Raw genomic sequence first — 20640 nt, forward strand, 5'->3', positions numbered from 1 at the left:
TTCAGTCGTTTGTTAAAAGATCGCAGCCTCGTTTCACTCGACAGCTTCTACACAGCTCCTACAGGGGTATGCGATCCAATGTAGGAGCCTGCGATCTTTTGACTTTTCTTATTAGAAACTCATGTCCACCTTGGTCCAGAGCGTTCGCCCCGGTTCTTTGATGGCCTGCGGGTCATTGGCCGGATAGCCAAAACCTGCGTTCCCTGCCAGGTTCAAATGCTCGGCGTAAGCCTTGCCAAACACGTTGTCGACGCCGCTGCTGACCTTCCAGTTTTTGTCGATTCGATAGGCACCGTTGAGCGAGAACACGCCGAACCCCGGGGTCTTGTCGAAGTCCTTGCCGACCACGTTGCCCTTGTTCTGGTCGATACGGTTTTGCGCCGCGACCACCCGCCATAACGCCCCGGCGCTCCAGTTGTCTTCGCTGTAGGTCAGGCCGAAACGTGCATCCAGCGGTGGCATTTGCGGTAACGCGTTGCCGTCGCTGCTGTTCTTGCCCCAGGCGTAGGCCAGGGTCGCGTCGGCTTTCCAATTGCTCGTTAGCTTGTAAGCCGCCCCGAGTTCACCACCCATGATTCGCGCGTCGATGTTCTCGGCTTGCGAGGTCATGCCCATCATTCCGGGCGTGTAGTTGAACAGGATGTAATCGCGCACCTGCCCGACATAACCCGAGGCCCAGGCTTCGAGGTCTTCGGTCTTGTATTGCAGGCCGAAATCGAGCTGGGTAGTTTTCTCAGGCTTGATCGAATCGAAGGCATTCACCGAACCTGAGGGACCGGAATTGGGCGAAAAAAGCTCCCAGTAATCCGGGAAACGCTGGGTGTGACCGAGGCCTGCATACAGCGTGGCAGGGCTGTCGGCCAGGTCATGTTCGTAGCGGATGAAGCCGCTCGGCAAGGTGTCGGCGCGGGTATCGTCGGCGGTCGGGTTGGGACGGGTCATCATCCCGGAGCCAGTGGTCTGCCGGAAATCCTTGGCCGAGGCGCGGTCCAGGCGCGCGCCGGTAATCAGTCGGTCACGGTCGGCGGCGTACCAGGTCAGTTCGCTGAACACACCGTAGTTGTGAAAGTCGGCGTCTTTGGTGTAGGGCAAGTCTTTGTAGACGTCGATGCCCATGGCGCTGCGCTGGCGGTGTTCGTTGGTCTGCGCGTCGATGCCGCTGATCAACTGCACATCGGCCCAGCGCCAGGTGGCTTTGATTCGCGCGCCGAGCGTTCGGCGGTCGACGTTGGAGGCCATCGGCCCGGCCATCATCCCGGTGCCCGATGGTGTGCGCAGGGTGTAGTTGTCCATCACGTGGTCGGCGTAGTTGTAGTAGATCTGCGCCTCGACCTTATCCAGCACGTCGCCGATGTTCGACTTCTCGAAACGCAGGCCCAGGCTTTCGCGCTTGAACTGCGAACCGTCCATGCCGCGCCCGGCGTAACGCGCTTCGCCGTCGCCTTTGCCGGCGGTCAGCTCCAGCAGGGTGTCGGCGTCCGGGGTCCAGCCGACCGCCACATCGCCGTTCCACTTGTCGTAGCGCGAGGGCACGGTGTCGTTGTTGCCATCCTTGTAGTCGTCGGAATGCGCGGTGTTGCCGATCACTCGGACGTAACCCAATGGACCGCCCGCAGCGGCATCAACCACCTTGTCGAAGCGTCCGTTGGAGCCGCCTAACACGCTGGCGTTCACCCGAGTGCCGAGTTCGCCGAAGCTCTCCGGCTCTCGGTCGAAGAGGATGGTGCCGGCCGATGCACCAGGTCCCCAGAGAACGGTTTGCGGGCCCTTGATTACCGTCAGTTTGTCGTAGGTTTCCGGCGAGATGTAGGAGGTCGGCGCGTCCATCCGGCCGGGGCAGGCGCCGAGCAACTGGCCGCCGTTGGTGAGGATGTTCAGCCGCGAGCCGAACATGCCGCGCAGCACCGGATCACCGTTGGTGCCGCCGTTACGCACGAGCGCGAAGCCCGGAATCGTCTTCAGGTAATCGCCACCGTCGCTGGCCGGCACGGGTTGGCGCGGGTCTTTTGGATTGGTGACGATGGTCAGCGGTGAGCTGGGCGCGATTGCAGTGATCACCGTCGGGCTCAGTTCTTCAGTGTGGCCCGCGTGTTCCTCGGCCAGCACCATCGGTGTCAGCAGAGCGCCGCAAAGAAGTGCGGTGGCGTGCCTGAAACGAATACTGAATTCGTTCAGTACAAAAGTGGCTTGGGCAGCGCTCAAGCGTGTGTCAGCAGAAAACCTGGACATGACAATTTCCATCGAACAGTCGTAAACGACACGGCCGGCAGCCTGCAGCTGTCTTCTAAACCGTGTGAGATTGGATGTGGGTGTTTACGCGACGATGGGCGGGGCGCGGGTGCGGGCGCCGGGGAAGAAGGTTTGCCGGGCATGACCCAGGCGAGGGGATGGCGTGGTGAAGGTGTTGGCGTGCGGGGTGTCGAAGGCAGCGAACGACACGCCACCGGTCAGCGCCGGGCAGTTGAACAGCAGGCTGCAATAGCCGCATTTTTCCCAGAGCGCGTGATGTGAGGCTTTTGGCGGACAGTGCTCGGCGGCGGGTTGCGCACCATGCTCGGCGTGTTCCATCGCCGACATGTCCATGCTCATGCTCATGCTCATGTCCATCGACATGCTCATGGAGACTTGCATCAGAGCCGAGGCGCGTTGATCCATCGGCATCGACTGAGAAATCAGCGGGCCGATAAAGATCATCAACATGGCGAACAGGCTGATCCAGCTGCCGCGCGTCAGGCTTAATGACTGACGACGGTGCGTGGATGACCTGGCGCTAAGCGGGCGCATGGGCGGTTTCTGCTCTGCTGATTACTGAGTGTGCACGTGCGCTTGCATGGCGTCCGGCGCCTGCTTCTGCACGGCAACTTCGACGGTCACGTCACCGGACTTTTCGAAGTGCATCGTCAGCGGGAAGCGCTTGCCGTCGCTCAACAGGCTGCGGTCCTTCAGGTTTAGCAGCATCACGTGGTAGGCCATCGGCGCAAACGTGACTTCGCCACCGGCGGGGATTTCCACGCTTGGCACCTGCTGCATTTTCATCAGATCGTTTTGCATGATGTGCTCGTGCAACTGGGCAACGTCAGCAATTGGAGAGTCGACACTGAGCAGTCGGTCGGCGGTTTTGCCTTCGTTGTGAATCACGAAGTACGCCGCAACGGTCGGCGCGTTGGGCGGCAACTCTTGTGACCAGGGGTTTGCGATTTGCAGTTCGCCAGCCTTGTATTCGTGGGCGTTGGCAAAGCAGGCAGGCAGCAGCAATGCGGCCAGAACGATGAGTTTGTTCAACATGGCAGTTCTCCAGAGCGATTCGAAACGCAGGTCAATTGCGAGAAGGAATCACACCAGAGGGGACGCGCGGGGGTTGAGGTTCGGCCATTGCTGGCGCGGTGTCGGGGTATCGAGAGAGGTGGGAGGCAGGCTTCGATTGGCCTCGAAACGTGCGAAATAAAGCTGCGGAACATGATTTGGCAACGCTACCAAGGGTGCGGAACCAGAGCAGCACCAGCAATGCTGCATGTTGGAATGATCGTCACTCTGCGGAGCTTTTTGCTCAATATCGCCCAGGGAAATCGCCACCATCTTCGTGCCGCTGGACGAACAGAAACTGCCCCATAACAGTTGTTCGGCGGGTGATTTCGCCGTCTGCGCCATCGCTCCAGTCATCGGCATGGCGAGCATATTGAACAGCACTGCGAAGCAGGCGATCCAGGCAATTGCGAGCCGTTGTCGGGACATGGGACAAATCCGGTGGGTGGGCGATCAGGCGCGGCTATTTAGCCTGATCAGTGCCGATAAGTAAAAAAGCGGCGTGCGGTGTGGTGTCGCAGCGCAATCAGATAGCAGTGGCATGCAAGCGCAGACCCAAGGCTTTCATAACCTTCATGATAGTCGCGAATTCTGGATTGCCAGTACTGCCCAATGCTTTGTATAGACTTTCGCGACCCAGGCCCGCATCACGCGCGACTTGTGTCATGCCCTGTGCACGAGCTATGTCGTTGAGTGCCGCGCGTATCAGAACACCGTCGCCTGCATCCTCTTCAAAGCAGGCATCCAGATAAGCGGCCATTTCTTCCGGTGTCTTGAGGAATTCGGCGGCGTCGAAGCGGGTGAATTGTTCGGTCATTAGAATTTTCTGACTACTGGTTTGCAGGAGTCAGAAACGTAATGCCTGAATGCTGTGTCAGCCAGTCAGTTGGACTTTAAAAGGCTGTACGTAAATTCTGTTTGATTCGTAGGCTCCAACCTTTTCATCGTCAGCCATGACGCCTTCGCGGGCAAGCCCGCTCCCACATTTACCCTCGTCGGGCACAAATCCAGAGCCAGACTAGAAACCCTGTGGGAGCGGGCTTGCCCGCGAAGGCGTCTTCAGGCGTTCGCAATTCTCAGGTTAACCGCTGTTCTGTCATTGCTCGCAGCACTTCGCCTACCGACCAAAACTCCCGATTCACACGCGGCAACACCGGTCGCTGCAGAATAATCACCGGCACCCCACGCTCCCGCGCCACTTCCAGCTTCGGCTCGGTCGCGGTACTCCCGCTGTTCTTGCTGATCAGCACATCAATCTGCCGTCGTTCAAACAGCTCGCGCTCATCTTCAATAAAAAACGGCCCACGTGCGCCAATCACTTCACAACGCTGGTTGCCCGGATAAACCTCCAGCGCGCGCAAGGTCCAGAATTGCTCCGGCGGGATTTCATCCAGGTGCTGCAACGGTTCGCGGCCCAGGGTGAACAGCGGTCGGCGGAAGGGTTTCAAGGCTTCGATCAGTTCGGCCCAGTCGCTGACTTCCCGCCAGTCATCCCCGGCCTGTGGTTGCCAGGCCGGGCGCCGGAGTGCCCAGCAAGGAATGCCGGTCAACTGCGCGGCCGTCGCGGCGTTCTGACTGATTTGTGCGGCGTACGGGTGAGTCGCGTCCAGCAGCAGATCGATCCCTTGGTCGCGAATGAACTGTGCCAGCCCTTCGGCGCCGCCGTAGCCACCGACACGAACCTCGCAGGTCAGGTCCGTCGGCACGCGACCGACGCCGGCCAGGCTGTAGATGTGGTGTGGCCCAAGGATTCTGGCAATGGCCAGGGCCTCCGTCACGCCGCCCAGCAACAAAATGCGCTTCATTGAAAAGCTCCCGCGTGGCCGACAATTCCGCCCTGGCGATCAATCGCAACTACTTCGACTTGCACCTGCGCCGGCACCACGCTGCGGGCGAAGTCGAGGGCGTGCTGACACACCGCATCGCCGAGGGCGATCCCGACGGCGCTGGCCATGGCCAACGCCTGCTGACTGGTGTTGGCGTCGCGGATGTTTTGCTGCAGCGCCTCATCGGCACCGACCGCCGCCGCCCACTCGGCCAGTTGCGGCAGGTCGATGCTCGAATGCCGGCTGTGCAAGTCCATATGGCCGGCCGCCAGTTTGCTGATCTTGCCGAAGCCACCACAGATGCTGAGTTTATCCACCGGCACTTTGCGCAGGTGTTTGAGCACCGCTCCGACGAAGTCGCCCATTTCGATCAGGGCGATTTCCGGCAGGTTGTAGACCCGGCGCATGGTGTCTTCGCTGGCGTTGCCGGTGCACGCGGCGATGTGCAGGTAGCCATTGGTTTTGGCCACGTCGATGCCTTGATGGATCGAAGCAATGTAGGCCGCGCAGGAGAACGGCCGGACGATGCCGCTGGTGCCGAGAATCGACAGGCCGCCGAGAATCCCCAGTCGCGGGTTCATGGTTTTCAACGCCAGCGCCTCGCCGCCCTCGACGTTCACCGTGACCTCGAAGCCGCCGCGATACTTGAGTTCCTCGGCCAGCAGCATCAGGTGATCGGTCATCATCTTGCGAGGCACCGGATTGATTGCCGGTTCGCCGACACCCAGCACCAACCCCGGTCGGGTCACCGTGCCGACACCTCGACCCGCGCTGAATCGAATGCCCGGCTCGTCGCTCAACCGCACCTGGGAGTAGAGCAGGGCCCCGTGGGTCACGTCCGGATCGTCCCCGGCGTCCTTGATCGTTCCGGCTTCGGCGCCGTCATCGATCAAGCGACAGAACTCCAGGCGCATCTGCACCTGCTTGCCTTTGGGCAGGACGATTTCCACGGCGTCCGAGTGGATTCCGCACAGCAACAGTCGGGCCGCCGCGAGGCTGGTGGCGGTGGCGCAGCTGCCGGTGGTCAGGCCGCTGCGCAGCGGTGCGGGTTGTTCGGCGGTTTCGTCACGCATCGAAGGGTTTGACCACGTCCAGCAAAGTAATCGGCAACGCCTGACGCCAGGTATCGAAGTCGCCCAACGGTTGCGCTTGAGCGATATGAATGCGCGTCAACTCGCCGCCGTGTTGCTCGCGCCAGGCCATCAGGGTCATTTCACTTTGCAGCGTGACCGCGTTGGCGATCAGCCGGCCACCGGGTTTGAGTGCAGCCCAGCACGCGTCCAGCACACCGTCGCGGGTGACGCCGCCACCGATGAAAATCGCGTCCGGGTGTTCCAGCCCGGCGAGGGCTTGCGGCGCACTGCCGCGAATCAGTTGCAGGCCGGGCACGCCGAGGGCGTCGCGGTTGTGCTCGATCAATTGTTGCCGCCCTTCGTCCGCCTCGATAGCCAACGCCCGGCAGCTCGGGTGGGCGCGCATCCATTCGATGCCGATCGAGCCGCTGCCAGCGCCGACGTCCCACAGCAGTTCGCCGGGTGTCGGGGCGAGGCGGGCGAGGGTGATGGCGCGCACGTCGCGTTTGGTCAGTTGGCCGTCGTGCTTGAACGCAGCGTCCGGCAGGCCGGCCAGTCGTGACAGGCGCGGCGTATTCGGTTCGGCGATGCACTCGATGGCGATCAGATTCAAATCAGCGATGACCGGATCGCTCCAGTCGTTGGCGATGCCGTCGATGCGTCGTTCGGCTGCGCCGCCCAAGTGCTCCAGCACCGTGAGGCGACTCGGGCCGAATCCGCGCTCACGTAAAAGCGCCGCAATCGCGGCGGGGCTTTGGCCATCGTTGCTGAGCACCAGCAACCGCACACCGCTGAACAGTTGTGCGTTGAGTGCGGCGACGGGACGGGCGACCACTGACAGCGTCACCACCTCCTGTAACGGCCAGCCCAGTCGCGCGGCGGCCAGAGAGCAAGATGAGGGGGCCGGCAAGATCAGCATTTCATCGCCAGTTAATTTCCGCGCAAGACTGGCGCCCACGCCGAAAAACATCGGGTCGCCGCTGGCCAGCACGCAGACGGGGTCGCCACGCAAGGCCAGGACCGGCTCAAGGGAAAACGGACTTGGCCAGCGTTGACGCTCACCACGAATGCACGGCGGCAGCAAATCCAGATGCCGTTGGCCGCCGAAGATCCGTGAGGCACGCAGCAGTGCGTGCCGGGCGTTCTTGCCCAGACCCTTGAAACCGTCTTCACCGATGCCTACTACCGTCAACCAGGGTGTCACTGCGTGCTCCTCAAAAAACGCCCACCGCATGGGTTGTCACCGGGTTCGGGCCTGCGCGGGATGATACCGCGCCTGTGCTGTTTTTCACGCATGCCGCGTACTGGGCGGAAAGTCGGATCGGGAGGAGTTATGGCGAGTAAAGGGTGAACTAAGTGATGCGCCGTTAAATATCTTGTGCCATATCGAAGTTGTTGTAGGGCGCCGTGTTTAGTTAGTTTGAAGATGCAGTCATCAATACTGAGCTTAATTATATAAAAAGGAATTTTATGTTTGACACCTCTATGGAGTATCCGACGCTGGAGCAGCGCCTGACCTTTCTTGGACTGCTCCCTGCACCTGACGCAAGAGGCCCCCACGCCATGCCACGCTCATTGGCTGCCAGCACCTCCGCCAACGTTCGTGCATCCGTTGCGGGTAGCTCAATTGTCGCTGTCGCCGGGGCTGTGTCCGAAGGCGATGAGCAGGCCGTGCTGGACTGTGCGCTTTACCTCGAGCAGTACACAGACACGCGCTATAACCGCGAAACCCAATGGTATGAGTGGTTGCAACATTACACGCTGGGCTTATGGCATCTCGGTTGGATACATCAGCGTCCGGTCATGCTCGAAAGTCAATTGACCGTACTGTATGAGCCGATAACCAGTGCGATCCTCGACACATTGAAGCCCACCGTCAGCGCGCCTGTGTACGACGCTGCAATGGGGGCTTTCGAGTCATTGAAAGACAATTTGCAGGCCTCAATCCTGTTCGCGCAAAAAAGTGGGCGGGAGCGCAGTCGGCATTTTCAAACGATGCCTTGTGCCTATGATGCCAAGGGTCAACTGACCCTCATGCTGGTGCACTCCTGGTATGACGCCGAGGTGAGTCCGGAGCGGTTTCTGTTCATCAAGTGGCTGGATCACGAGGTCACGCTGGTTCAGCACTATGGGGCGTTTACGCTGGACAAGAAACGCTTCGGCGAGGTGGCCGCCGCGATGCGGGCGAAGATTACCCAGCGCAGCCGCGACTATCTGATGCGGATTTGAGGAGGAACCGGCAGGGTCTGGCACCGGGGCAGTGAATGCTCTGGTCGTCCGACAAGCTTTTCATACCCTGTAGCAAAGCAGGCATAATACGCGGCCTCCGCCCAGGAAGTGCTTTGCACGGGTTCACCTTGAACACATCACCCTCTGTACCGTCGCTCGTAGAGACTGCGCGCCCCTCGGCTTGTCCGGGGTTGTTTCGTCTCGTCCAGGCGTTGGACGGCGGGATCTGTCGCATCAAGCTGCCCGGTGGTTCGATCAGCAGTGGTCAGGCCAGGGCGGTTGCTGAGGCCGCGCAGCAGTTCGCCGGCGGAGTCATCGAAGCGACCAACCGCGCCAACCTGCAGATTCGCGGCATCGGCGAGGCCCATGCAGCGCTGGTCGAGCGGCTGGTGGGCGCCGGCCTGGGATCGTCGACCGTCAGCGGCGATGATGTGCGCAACCTGATGCTGAGCCCTTGTGCCGGGCTTGATCGGCACATGCGGGTCGACATTCGCCCGCTGGCCGAAGACATCCTCGCCAGCCTGCAAAGTCACCAACGCTTTCATCAATTGTCCGCCAAGTTTGCCGTGCAACTCGACGCCGGTGAGGCGTTGGCGATGCTCGAACATCACCATGACGTGTGGCTCTCCGCAATCGAGGTAGAAGGCCGGATCATGCTGGCGTTTGGTCTGGCCGGAAGCCCGATCGACCCGCCCTTGGCCGCCGTGCCCCTGGCCCTTGGGCACGAACTGGTATTCAAGATTCTGGAGTTGTTCCTCGACCTGGCCCGCAACGACCAGACACGCATGCGCCACCTGCTGGCCGAGTGCCCGGCGGCTGATTTTCTCGCGCAATTGACGCAGCGCCTGAGCGTTGCGCCGGTGCCTGTCAGCGATTGGTGTCGTCGTGTCGATACGCAGTCGCTGCACCTGGGTGTCCATGCGCAACGTACTCGTGGCCGGGTCTATGTTGGCACCGTCGCGCCTCTTGGTCGGCTCGATCCGCTGATGCTCAGCGGTGCGGCCCAATTGGCCGATGAGTACGGCGACGGCACGTTGCGGTTCACGCCTTGGCAAGGGTTGCTGCTGCCCAACTTGCGCGAGCGTGATGCGCCGCACGTCTGCGAGCGCTTGCAGCAACTTGGATGGCTCTGTTCTCCCACGCAGGCGCTGGCGCGAGTAATCGCCTGCACCGGTTCGGCTGGCTGTCAAAAGTCGCGGGCCGACACCAAACACGATGGGCTGCAACTGGCCGCATTGCTCCAGCAAAAAGACACTGAGCTGAGCGTGCACCTGTCCGGTTGCCCGCGTTCCTGCGCCGCCGCGCACGTCGCGCCCGTCACGCTGCTGGCCGTGAGTCCCGGTCGCTACGACCTCTATTTTCGCGAAGCGGGGCAGCCGGGTTTCGGCGCCCTGCACGCACGCAACCTTACTATTGAAGCGGTCGGCGCCTTGCTCGACGCCCGCTCACGGAGCCCTTTTTGATGCTTGATTACATCCGCGACGGTCAGGAGATCTATCGCAACTCCTTCGCGATCATTCGCGCCGAGGCCAACCTCGAGCGCATCCCGGCCGATCTGGAAAAACTCGCCGTACGCGTGATTCACGCCTGCGGCATGGTCGATGCGATTGACGGCCTGCAATTCTCCGAAGGCGCGGGCAAGGCCGGGCGCGAGGCGCTGGCCGCCGGTGCTCCGATTCTGTGTGATGCACGAATGGTCTCCGAAGGCGTGACCCGCACGCGTTTGCCGGCGAACAATCAGGTCATCTGCACCCTGCGTGATGAAAGCGTTCCGGACCTGGCCCGTGAGCTGGGCAACACCCGTTCCGCCGCTGCGCTGGAACTGTGGCGCCCGCACCTGGAAGGCAGCGTGGTGGTAATCGGCAACGCGCCGACCGCGCTGTTTTATCTGCTGGAAATGCTCGACGCCGGCGCACCGAAACCGGCGCTTATCCTCGGTTTCCCGGTGGGCTTTGTCGGCGCTGCAGAATCCAAGGCGATGCTGGCGGCAGACAGTCGCGGTGTGCCCTTCGTCATCATGCAAGGCCGGTTGGGCGGTAGCGCCATGGCCGCCGCAGCCGTCAATGCCCTCGCCACGGAGATCGAATGATGCAGCAACCTGGACGTTTGATCGGCCTCGGCGTGGGCCCGGGTGATCCGGAACTGATTACCGTCAAGGCCCTGCGACTGCTGCGCGAATCGCCGGTGGTGGCGTACTTCGTGGCCAAGGGCAAAAAAGGCAATGCCTTCGGCATCATCGAAGCGCATTTGCAGGACGCGCAAACCTTGCTGCCGCTGATTTACCCGGTGACCACCGAGGCGTTGCCGGCTCCGCTGTCCTACGAGCAAGTGATCAGCGATTTCTACGATGCAGCGGGCGAAGAACTCGCCGCGCATCTCGATGCCGGCCGTGACGTGGCGGTGATTTGCGAAGGTGATCCGTTTTTCTACGGTTCCTACATGTACCTGCACGATCGCCTGGCCGAGCGCTATGAAGCGGAGGTCGTGCCGGGCGTTTGCTCGATGCTCGGCGGTGCTTCGGTACTCGGTGCGCCGCTGGTGTATCGCAACCAGAGCCTGTCGGTGTTATCCGGTGTGTTGCCGCATGACGACCTCAAGCGCCGTTTGGCCGATGCCGATGCCGCAGTGATCATGAAACTGGGGCGCAACTTTCCCAAGGTTCGCCAGGTGCTCGAAGAACTCGGCCTGGCCGAGCGGGCGCTGTACGTCGAACGCGCGACGATGGCCAATCAGAAGATCGTGCCGCTGGATCAGGTCGAGCCGATGTCCTCGCCGTACTTCTCGTTGATCATCGTTCCGGGTGAAAGGTGGCAAGGCTGATGGCCCTTTCTGCTCCGGCGATTGTCATTCTTGGTAATGGCAGCCTCGCCACTGCGCGCAACATTCAACAGCTGTACCCCGGTGCACTGATTCATGGACTGGCTGAACGGGTCGACGGCGCGGATCGTCTCTATCGCGAGTTCGGCGCGACCCTGCGTGAGCTCTATCAGCAGGACACGCCGATCATCGCCCTGTGCGCGGCCGGCATCGTGATTCGCACGCTGGCGCCGCTGCTGCTTGAAAAAGGCGCCGAACCGCCCGTGCTGGCGGTGGCCGAAGACGGCAGTGCGGTGGTGCCGCTGCTCGGCGGCCTGGGTGGCGTAAACGTATTGGCGCGGGAGATTGCCGCCCATCTCAACGTGGCTGCCGCCATTACCACCAGCGGCGAATTGCGTTTCGGTACCTGCCTGCTCAATCCACCCAGCGGCTATGCCTTGGGGGATCTGGAGCTGGGCAAGCGTTTCGTGTCCGATCTGTTGGCCGGTGAAACACTGCGCATCGAAGGCTCGGCGCCGTGGTTGGCGCAGGCGCAATTGCCTGAAGACCCACAGGCGCGGCTGGCGGTTCACGTCGGCCATGCCGAGCGTGAGCCTGCGGCCAGTGAGTTGATGATCTACCCGCGCAACGTACTGGTTGCGGTGAATGGCGGTGCGGTATCGGCTGCGATTCGCGCGGCGTTGCATCAAGAAAAAATTGCCGTGCAATCGGTGGCCTGTTTGTTGGCCGCCGATACTGAAATAGCCAGCCCGGCGTTGCGTGAAGCCGCACTGGAACTGGGTGTGCCGTTGCGATTTGCTGCGGGTGCCGAGAGTGTTCGAGAACTGGCCCAAAACGCTATCGGGCAACCTGCTGCGCTCTACGGCGATGACACGATTGCCATCGCGGTGGCCGAGCAACCGCTGGACCCCTTGCAGATCGGTCGCCCGCGCGGGCGTCTGGCGGTGATTGGTTTGGGGCCGGGTGCTGCCGAGCTGATGGTGCCGGCGGTGAAGGCGGAGCTGGCCCGCGCCAATGATGTGCTGGGCTACGAAACCTATGTGCGCATGGCCGGGCCATTTCGCGCCGATCAGGTGATGCACTGCACCGACAATCGCGAAGAGATGCAGCGCGCGCGTCATGCGTTTGAACTGGCAGCCCAAGGGCGGTCGGTAGTCGTGGTGTCGTCTGGCGATCCGGGGGTTTTTGCCATGGCTGCCGCCGTGCTGGAAGCCTTGCACGAGTCCACCGATGCCCACTGGCACAACGTCGATCTGGAGATTTTGCCGGGCGTCTCTGCATCACTGGCGACGGCTGCCCAGGCCGGCGCGCCGTTGGGGCATGACTTCTGCGTGATGTCGCTGTCGGACAACCTCAAGCCCTGGTCGATCATCGAGAAGCGTCTGGACCTGGCCGCCGAAGCCGATCTGGCGCTGGCTTTCTACAATCCGATTTCCCGCTCACGCCCCTGGCAATTGGGTCGCGCGCTGGAGATTGTCGCGCAGCATCGCCTCCCTCATACGCCCGTTGTACTGGGCCGCGATATCGGTCGTCCAGGGCAGACCTTGCGGGTCACCACCCTGGGACAATTAACCCCCGATCAGGTGGACATGCGCACCATGGTCCTTATCGGGTCGTCGACCACGTGTGTATTCCCCCGTGCAGACGGAGGGGAGTGGGTGTACACACCCCGGTGGTATGGCAGCAAGCCATAAACTAATGAGTGGCCAGCGCAATGCCGGCCAACTCCACAATTGAATATTCTTATAAGAACTTTAGTTTTGACTTGTTAGTTGCGAGCTCTGTGGGCGCGTCGAAATACTTTAAATAACATTGGTGTTTTGCGGGTTTGACTGTGGAGGATTTGGTTGTTAGGTTTTAGTGGTCTGCATGAGGCAGGCTTATTTAATAACAGGGTAGTGAATAAGATGAATGCAAGTACCACGATGGCTGCACCTTTCGACTATGCGGCGCAGTTGAAATATTTTGGATTGACCGAGGCGCCGGTACAACGGATGCGCCAGCAGCGAATGGCAACTCTAAGTAGTGTTTCTGAACCCGTCGGTAGTGAGGCAGCTGCCGTTCTGGGTTCGACTGTCGCTGCGTATGATCAAGCGCTGTCGGAAGATGATCGCCAGGCATTCGATGACACGATTCTGTATGCGGAAATTCGCGCCGACCAACTGTTCAATCGTGAAACCCAGCGCCGTGAGTGGTATGGCGAATACAGCAAGGCGGTGACGAACTGCGGTTGGCCGACCGTGAACGATCCGTACAAAGAGTACATCAGTCAGGAAATTGATCTCACTCTGGATGAGGCGGCCCTGAAGATTATCGCGCTGGTTGCGGGTGCCGATAAATTACAGGTTCTGCCGCTGATCTCCGCAGCCTTTGATTCGCTGGAGAAAAATGAAGGCGCGATCAAGTTGGTGGAACTTAAAAGCAAAAAGAACAAGGCTGCCAACTTTCAGGCTGTTCCCTGTGTTTCCCTGGGCGGCCGGCCGACCATGATTGCATGTGCCATGCAAATGGAATCTCGCGAGATCATTACCAAGGTATTGTTCTTCAAGTTTCGAAAAGAAGACATCAGGTTGTATAACGCCGCTACCCGCCGAACGTTGAATCGACGCGCCTATAACGTGGTCAAGGATATTATTCAGTCCGAGGTCGACAAGAGTCGGTTGGCTTACTTCAAGACCCCGCTGTAAAGGTGTGCGAGAACTTCGGAGGGCGAAGTTCTCGCCTTTGTGTCCGGCAAAAAAAAGTATCCCGTGGCGCCGTTACGGCACCAGATACCCCTTCACCCCGGTGAAGATAATTTGCGCCGCCAGTGCGCAGACGAACAACCCCATCAAGCGGCTGACAATCTGCAAACCCTGGTCACCGAGAATGCGCTCGATGCGGTTGGACAGGTAAAGCACCACGCCGACCGTGAAACTGGCCAGGGCAATACTGATGATCGCGGTGAGCTTGTCGTCCCAGTGCGGCTGGCTCACGCCCATCACCAGCAAGGCGCCGATGGTGCCGGGGCCGACCGTCAGCGGGATGGTGAGCGGGACGATGGTCACGTCCTGTTGCACGTTGTCGGTCTGCACCGCCGACTTGCCTTGGGCCATGCCCAGCGCCGAGATAAACAGCACGCTGCCGGCACCGATGCGGAACGCGTCCACGGTGATGCCGAACACACTGAAAATCACCCGTCCGAACAAATACAGCAAGACGCTGGAGACCAGCGTGGCGGTCGCCACTTTCCAGGCCAGCCGGCGCTGTTCCTTGCGCGAATAGCCGCGGGTCAGGCTGATGAAGCAGGACAAAACGAAGAATGGGCTGTAGAGCACCAGCATCTTCAGGTAAACGCTGAACAACACGTGGAGCATGGTGCAAGCTCACTGGCGAGGGAAGTCGAGGGGGAGTCTATCAGGCGCTGCGGGGTCTGTCGGCTCAGGACGTTTGCGTCGCCGCCCGGATCTGTTGATCGCGCTGGGCAACCCAGTGTTCGATCAGGTCGCGCAACTGCGACAGCTCGACCGGCTTGGCCATGTGCCCGTCCATGCCGGCCTGGCGCGCGCGCTCTTTATGCTCGGCGAGGATGTGTGCGGTCAGCGCCACCACAGGCGTGCGAACCCGCTGGTTGCCGACTTCCCAGGCGCGCAATTGCTGGGTAGCCGAGAAGCCGTCGAGGATCGGCATTTCGCAATCCATCAGCACCAGGTCGTAACGCTGGGCTTTCATTGCCTGCAAGGCTTCTTCGCCATTGCTGGCAGTATCCGGCTGCAGGTTGAGTTTGCCGAGCATGCCGCGAATGACCTTGGTCGAGATGCTGTTGTCTTCGGCCACCAGGATGCGGAAATCGCTGGGTACCTTTACCGGCAGGGTTGGGCCGGTGGGCAGGTTCGGCGAGACGCTGAGGCCTTTGTTTCGTTGAGTCAGCTCATCCGCCAGCGTGGTCTTGAGGGTATAGCCGGCCACCGGTTTGGCGAGGATGCGTTTGATCCCGGAGTTGCGCGCAATGATCTTGCTCGGTGCATTGCTGATGCCGGTGAGCATGATCAGCAGGATGTCGTGATTCAGGCTCGGGTCTTCCTTGATCTTCGCCGCCAGTTGCATGCCGGTCATGCCGGGCATGTTCTGGTCGAGCAGGACCACGTCGAAGTAGTCGCGCAGGTGCGCCTTGGTGCGCAGCAACGCGAGTGCCTCTTTACCGGATGCTACGGCACTGACATTCAGGCCCCAGGCGCTGCACTGTTGCACCAGCACTTTGCGACACGTGTCGTTGTCGTCCACCACCAGCACCCGTGCACCCTGCAGCGGGCCATCGAGGTCGGAGGTCGGGTGTTCGAGGCGGTCCGGGTCCAGTGGCAGGGTCAGCCACAAGGTACTGCCCTGGCTGCTGCCACTCTTGATGCCAAACTCTCCGTTCATCAAGCGAATCAGCTGACGGGCAATCACCAGCCCCAGATTGCCGCCCAAACGAGTGGCCGAGAGGAAATTTTTGCTGTGCAGTTCGGCGTGCATCAGCGCATCGCGTTCTTCGGCGTCCATGGGTTCGCCACTGTCTTGCACGGCGATGCGCAAACGCGGTTTAGCGCTGCGTTCGTCCAGGGCGACGACGATCAGGATCTCGCCTTCATCGGTTTTCTTCAGGGCGTTTTCCAGCAGGCTCAGCAAAGTCTGGCGCAATCGCGTCGGGTCACCGCTGATGACCCGCGGGACTTGCGGCTGGATAAAGCTGATCAGCTCGACGTTCTGCTGTTCGGCCTTGGCGCGGAAGATACTCAGGCAATCTTCGATCAATGCGTTGAGATCGAACTGCACATCGTCCAGTTCGATCTGCCCGGATTCGAGCTTGGAAATGTCGAGAATCTCGTTGATCAGGGTCAGCAGTTCGTTGCCGGCGCTGTGAATCGTTTGCACATAGTCGCGCTGCTTGACCGACAGCGGCGTGCCGAGCAGGAGCTCGGTCATGCCCAGCACGCCATTCATCGGGGTGCGGATTTCGTGGCTGATCTTGGCCAGGAATTCGGCCTTGGCATTGATCTCGGCGTTGCTGGCCGCGAGGTCACGGCTGACGCTGAAACGGTCCTCGGTGATGCTGCGCTGGCGTTCGCTCAGGGCAATGCTCATCAGCAGGCCGCTGATGCAGATGAACCCCAGCAAAATGGTGATCAGGCCTTGCGGTTCAATCAGGGTCAGCCCCAGCAGGGCCGGGAGGATAATCAGCGTCCCGAGGTTGAACACCACCATGGCTGCCACGAACAGCCGCGCCGGGCGATAGCCTTTCTGCCAGTGAAAGGCGCTGACGAACAGCATGGTCAGACCGGCGAGGGCGACCAGCGCGTAGGTAATGATGTTCAGCGGCAGCGTATTGACGAACAGCAGCAACAGGCTGCAGACCATGATGAACAGGATGTCGCCCAGCAGCAGTTTGTTCAGCGGATGCGGGCCGAGTGGGGCAAAGAAGCGGTAGGCGAACATCAGGCCGCACGGTGCGGTCATCAGCAAGGCGAGGTACGCGCCGGGCGTTTGTATCGCGTGCCAGTTCGGCAGCCATGGCCCCACCAGGTTCAACAGCAGCGCCAGGCTGAGCATCAACAGCGCTTCGCAGCTGGCCAGCCAGAGGCTGCTGCGCGAACGGGTGTAGGCGTAACGAATGAGGTTGTGCAGGATCAGCATGCCGATGCAGCCGAACAGCAGGCCGTAGATCAGCGTCTGATTCTGGTTGGCCGCCGTCGAGACTGCCGATTGCAGGGTGATAAGAGGCCTCAACTGGTGGTCGGAAACCAGTCGCAGGTAAACGTCGAGGGGTTTGTCGCTTTGCGGCAACGGCAACATGAAATCACTGCTGGGCAGTGGTCGCTCGGCCTGGGGCTGCTGGGTGCCGGTGTTCAGTTGCTCGATCAGCGTGTCGCCGTCCAGCACATACAGATGAAGGTGCGACAGATCGGGAGCGAATACCCGCAGCAATTGTTCGTGCTTGCCCGGCGCGAGCCTGAAGCGCAGCCATAACGCGCCCTCGGGCTCGGCCGCGGTGAGGCGGTCGAGTTCGATGGGACTGAATTGATTGGTGTAGCGAGCAGAACGGATGTCGCTCAGCTGCAGGTCGCCCTGTTCGTCGAGCAATACCGCCCAGCCACTGCCTTGCGCGGCCTGGGCCGGGAGCATGCAGAGCAAGGTCAGCAGTGTGACGGTTAAACCTATGGCAATCCTGAGCCAGCGCACGGCGAAATCCCTTCGTAGGTTGATGCCAGAATATAACTATGCGCGGCGCCCGAATAGTCCGGCAAGGGCCCAACACCCTTGCCTCGCCGAATGGCGGGTCTATTCCTGATTTTCACCACGCTCGCGGGCAATGGCACGGTAGCCAATGTCCTTGCGATAGAAACAGCCTTCCCAATCGATTTTGGCCGCCAGCTTGTAAGCCTGCTGCTGAGCAGCATCGACGCTGGCACCCATGGCGGTGGCGCACAGTACCCGACCGCCGGCCGTTACCACTTGACCGTCCTTGAGTGCAGTCCCTGCGTGGAAGACTTTGCCTTCCAGTGCCGCGGCTGCATCCAGACCGTTGATGGCCACGCCTTTAGCGTAGTCGCCCGGATAGCCGCCAGCGGCCAGCACGATACCGACGCTCGGACGTGGATCCCATTGCGCTTCGACCTTGTCCAGGGCTTGCGCCAGGGCTGCTTCGACCAGCAACACCAGGCTCGACTGCAAGCGCAGCATCACCGGTTGGGTCTCAGGGTCGCCGAAACGGCAGTTGAATTCGATAACTTTTGGGTTACCAACCTTGTCGATCATCAGGCCGGCGTACAGGAAACCCGTGTAGACGTTGCCTTCCTCGGCCATGCCGCGCACGGTCGGCCAGATCACCAGGTCCATGACGCGCTGGTGCACTTCGCTGGTAACCACTGGGGCCGGGGAGTAAGCCCCCATGCCGCCGGTGTTCGGACCGGTGTCGCCGTCGCCGACGCGTTTGTGGTCCTGGCTGGTGGCCATCGGCAATACGTTCTTGCCGTCGACCATGACGATGAAGCTGGCTTCTTCGCCGTCGAGGAACTCTTCGATCACGACGCGAGAACCGGCGTCGCCGAACGCATTGCCCGCCAACATGTCGCGCACGGCGTCTTCGGCTTCAGTCAGCGTCATGGCAACGATCACGCCTTTGCCGGCGGCCAGGCCATCGGCCTTGATCACGATCGGCGCGCCTTTTTCACGCAGATAAGCCAGGGCGGGCTCGATCTCGGTGAAGTTCTGGTAGTCGGCGGTTGGAATCTTGTGGCGAGCCAGGAAGTCCTTGGTGAAGGCTTTCGAACCTTCCAGCTGCGCGGCGCCAGCGGTCGGGCCGAAGCAATCGAGGCCGCGAGAGCGGAACAGATCGACCACGCCAGCGACCAGCGGCACTTCCGGGCCAACGATGGTCAGGGAAACGTTTTTCTCGGCAAAATCAGCCAGCTGCTCAAGGGCCAGTACGTCGATGGCAACGTTCTCGCACTTGGCTTCAATGGCGGTGCCGGCGTTGCCGGGGGCCACGAAAACTTTCTGCACACGCGGATCCTGAGCCACTTTCCAGGCCAGGGCGTGTTCACGGCCACCGCTGCCAATGATCAAAACATTCATTTCAAAAACCTCGGATGACGCTAATTCTGGAGGCAGCACTAAAGCTGCTTTTCTGTGGGAGCTGGCCTGCCGGCGATGCAGGCGACTCGGTTCATCAATTAGACCGAGGAGATGCTATCGCTGGCAGGCCAGCTCCCACATTTGGATCGAGTTGAATCAGTGACGGAAGTGGCGCATGCCGGTGAAAACCATGGCGATGCCGGCTTCGTCAGCAGCGGCAATCACTTCCGCATCACGCATCGAGCCGCCTGGCTGGATCACCGCAGTGATGCCGACCTTGGCCGCGTTGTCCAGGCCGTCGCGGAACGGGAAGAACGCGTCGGAGGCCATCACCGAGCCTGCCACCTGCAAGCCCGCATGTTCAGCCTTGATCGCAGCGATACGCGCAGAGTTTACGCGGCTCATCTGGCCAGCGCCGACACCGATGGTCTGGCGGTTCTTGGCGTAGACGATGGCGTTGGACTTGACGTACTTGGCGACTTTCCAGGCGAAGATCAGGTCGTGGATTTCCTGTTCGGTCGGCGCGCGCTTGGTCACGACTTTCAGGTCGTCGGCGCTGATCATGCCGATGTCGCGGCTCTGCACCAGCAGGCCACCGTTGACGCGTTTGTAGTCCCAGGCAGCGGCGCGATCAGCCGACCACTCGCCGCAGGCCAGCAGGCGCACGTTGGCTTTGGCCGCCACAATCGCGCGGGCTTCTGCGCTGACGCTTGGGGCAATGATCACTTCGACGAACTGACGCTCGACGATGGCCTTGGCGGTTTCTGCATCCAGTTCGCGGTTGAACGCGATGATGCCGCCGAATGCCGATTCAGTGTCGGTGGCGTAAGCCAGTTCGTAGGCCTGACGGATGCCGCCTTCGGCGTCCGGGCTCACGGCCACGCCGCACGGGTTGGCGTGCTTGACGATCACGCAGGCGGGCTTGACGAAGCTCTTCACGCATTCCAGCGCGGCGTCGGTGTCGGCCACGTTGTTGTACGACAGCTCTTTGCCTTGCAGTTGGGTCGCGGTGGCGATGCCGACTTCGGCCGGTTTGGCTTCCACGTAGAACGCCGCGCTCTGGTGCGGGTTCTCGCCGTAGCGCATTTCCTGAGCCTTGACGAACTGGCTGTTGAAGGTGCGCGGGAACTCGCTGCGACCTTCGGTGCTGAGGGTTTCAGCCGCCTGGTTAACGGTGCCCATGTAGTTGGCGATCATGCCGTCGTAGGCAGCGGTGTGTTCGAAGGCCTTGAGCATCAGGTCGAAACGCTGAGCGTAGGTCAGGCCGCCGGCCTTGAGGCCTTCCAGCACGTTGGCGTAGTCGCTGGCGTTGACCACGATGGCCACGTCTTTGTGGTTCTTGGCAGCCGAGCGAACCATGGTCGGGCCGCCAATGTCGATGTTCTCGATAGCGGTCGGCAGGTCGCAGCCAGGCTTGTTGATGGTGGCTTCGAACGGGTAGAGGTTGACCGCTACCAGGTCGATCGGCTTGATGCCGTGCTCGTTCATGATGGCGTCGTCGATACCGCGACGACCGAGGATCCCGCCGTGGATTTTCGGGTGCAGGGTTTTCACCCGACCGTCCATCATTTCTGCGAAACCGGTGTAGTCCGCGACTTCCACTGCGGCAACACCGTTGTCGCGCAGCAGCTTGAACGTTCCGCCGGTGGAGAGGATCTCGACGCCCAGGGCTTCAAGCTCTTTGGCGAATTCGAGGATCCCGGTCTTGTCGGAAACGCTGATCAAGGCGCGGCGGATCGGCAGGCGGGTAGTCTGGTCGGTCATTTCAATTTCCATCAAAAGCAAAGGAGTCAGCAAAA

Annotated in this window: 18 protein-coding genes; 6 read left to right on the forward strand and 12 right to left on the reverse strand. The window is 61.0% G+C overall.

Annotated features, from left to right (window positions below):
- Window positions 1-111: 111 nt before the first annotated feature.
- From ACA057_RS02920 to cbiE, 8 genes are all read right to left on the reverse strand, one after another.
- Window positions 112-2229 carry a TonB-dependent copper receptor gene (locus ACA057_RS02920; protein ID WP_497345803.1) on the reverse strand — a complete coding sequence of 706 codons (2118 nt, stop codon included), beginning with the start codon at window positions 2227-2229 and terminating at the stop codon, window positions 112-114.
- 84 nt (window positions 2230-2313) lie between these two features.
- On the reverse strand, window positions 2314-2784 hold the full coding sequence (locus ACA057_RS02925) for a DUF2946 domain-containing protein (RefSeq protein WP_497345805.1): 471 nt from the start codon (window positions 2782-2784) through the stop codon (window positions 2314-2316).
- Window positions 2785-2805: 21 nt separating this feature from the next.
- Window positions 2806-3285, reverse strand: a complete 480-nt coding sequence (locus ACA057_RS02930) for a copper chaperone PCu(A)C (protein ID WP_497345807.1) — start codon at window positions 3283-3285, stop codon at window positions 2806-2808.
- Window positions 3286-3333: 48 nt separating this feature from the next.
- Complete coding sequence (locus tag ACA057_RS02935) at window positions 3334-3732, reverse strand: DUF2946 domain-containing protein (protein ID WP_497345809.1); 399 nt, start codon at window positions 3730-3732, stop codon at window positions 3334-3336.
- A gap of 97 nt (window positions 3733-3829) precedes the next feature.
- Entirely contained in the window at window positions 3830-4120 is a 291-nt protein-coding gene (locus ACA057_RS02940; protein WP_497345811.1) for an addiction module antidote protein, read from the reverse strand.
- 259 nt (window positions 4121-4379) lie between these two features.
- On the reverse strand, window positions 4380-5108 hold the full coding sequence (locus ACA057_RS02945; RefSeq protein ID WP_497345813.1) for a cobalt-precorrin-6A reductase: 729 nt from the start codon (window positions 5106-5108) through the stop codon (window positions 4380-4382).
- Entirely contained in the window at window positions 5105-6202 is a 1098-nt protein-coding gene (locus tag ACA057_RS02950) for a cobalt-precorrin-5B (C(1))-methyltransferase (protein ID WP_497345815.1), read from the reverse strand. Before ACA057_RS02950 ends, ACA057_RS02945 begins: the two co-directional genes overlap by 4 nt.
- Complete coding sequence (gene cbiE / locus ACA057_RS02955) at window positions 6195-7406, reverse strand: precorrin-6y C5,15-methyltransferase (decarboxylating) subunit CbiE (RefSeq protein WP_497345817.1); 1212 nt, start codon at window positions 7404-7406, stop codon at window positions 6195-6197. Before cbiE ends, ACA057_RS02950 begins: the two co-directional genes overlap by 8 nt.
- A gap of 266 nt (window positions 7407-7672) precedes the next feature.
- Here cbiE and ACA057_RS02960 point away from each other — a divergent pair, with 266 nt between their 5' ends.
- The 6 genes from ACA057_RS02960 (at window position 7673) to ACA057_RS02985 (ending at window position 13935) form a co-directional block, all read left to right on the forward strand.
- A complete protein-coding gene (locus ACA057_RS02960; protein WP_497345819.1) occupies window positions 7673-8431 on the forward strand; it encodes a hypothetical protein in 759 nt (252 codons plus the stop codon).
- 62 nt (window positions 8432-8493) lie between these two features.
- Entirely contained in the window at window positions 8494-9894 is a 1401-nt protein-coding gene (gene cobG, locus ACA057_RS02965; protein WP_497349790.1) for a precorrin-3B synthase, read from the forward strand.
- Window positions 9894-10520 (forward strand): precorrin-8X methylmutase, encoded by a 627-nt coding sequence (locus ACA057_RS02970; RefSeq protein WP_497345821.1) that lies wholly within the window; start codon window positions 9894-9896, stop codon window positions 10518-10520. Before cobG ends, ACA057_RS02970 begins: the two co-directional genes overlap by 1 nt.
- The gene (locus tag ACA057_RS02975) at window positions 10520-11251 is read left to right on the forward strand and encodes a precorrin-2 C(20)-methyltransferase (protein WP_497349792.1); all 732 of its coding nucleotides are present in this window, start codon (window positions 10520-10522) and stop codon (window positions 11249-11251) included. The genes ACA057_RS02970 and ACA057_RS02975 overlap by 1 nt, the downstream gene beginning before the upstream one ends.
- Window positions 11251-12942 (forward strand): precorrin-3B C(17)-methyltransferase, encoded by a 1692-nt coding sequence (cobJ, locus tag ACA057_RS02980; RefSeq protein ID WP_497345823.1) that lies wholly within the window; start codon window positions 11251-11253, stop codon window positions 12940-12942. Before ACA057_RS02975 ends, cobJ begins: the two co-directional genes overlap by 1 nt.
- Window positions 12943-13155: 213 nt before the next feature.
- Window positions 13156-13935, forward strand: coding sequence for a hypothetical protein (locus ACA057_RS02985; RefSeq protein ID WP_497345825.1), 780 nt, complete (start codon window positions 13156-13158; stop codon window positions 13933-13935).
- 72 nt (window positions 13936-14007) lie between these two features.
- On the opposite strand, the gene ACA057_RS02990 is transcribed toward ACA057_RS02985, so the two are convergent.
- The 4 genes from ACA057_RS02990 to purH form a co-directional block, all read right to left on the reverse strand.
- The gene (locus tag ACA057_RS02990) at window positions 14008-14604 is read right to left on the reverse strand and encodes a MarC family protein (RefSeq protein ID WP_059405740.1); all 597 of its coding nucleotides are present in this window, start codon (window positions 14602-14604) and stop codon (window positions 14008-14010) included.
- Between the two features lie 64 nt (window positions 14605-14668).
- Window positions 14669-17446, reverse strand: coding sequence for a hybrid sensor histidine kinase/response regulator (locus tag ACA057_RS02995; RefSeq protein ID WP_497345827.1), 2778 nt, complete (start codon window positions 17444-17446; stop codon window positions 14669-14671).
- Between the two features lie 99 nt (window positions 17447-17545).
- Complete coding sequence (gene purD, locus ACA057_RS03000; protein WP_401359805.1) at window positions 17546-18841, reverse strand: phosphoribosylamine--glycine ligase; 1296 nt, start codon at window positions 18839-18841, stop codon at window positions 17546-17548.
- Between the two features lie 156 nt (window positions 18842-18997).
- A complete protein-coding gene (gene purH / locus ACA057_RS03005) occupies window positions 18998-20605 on the reverse strand; it encodes a bifunctional phosphoribosylaminoimidazolecarboxamide formyltransferase/IMP cyclohydrolase (RefSeq protein WP_497345830.1) in 1608 nt (535 codons plus the stop codon).
- Between the last annotated feature and the right edge of the window lie 35 nt (window positions 20606-20640).

Source organism: Pseudomonas sp. LBUM1661 (assembly GCF_059695925.1).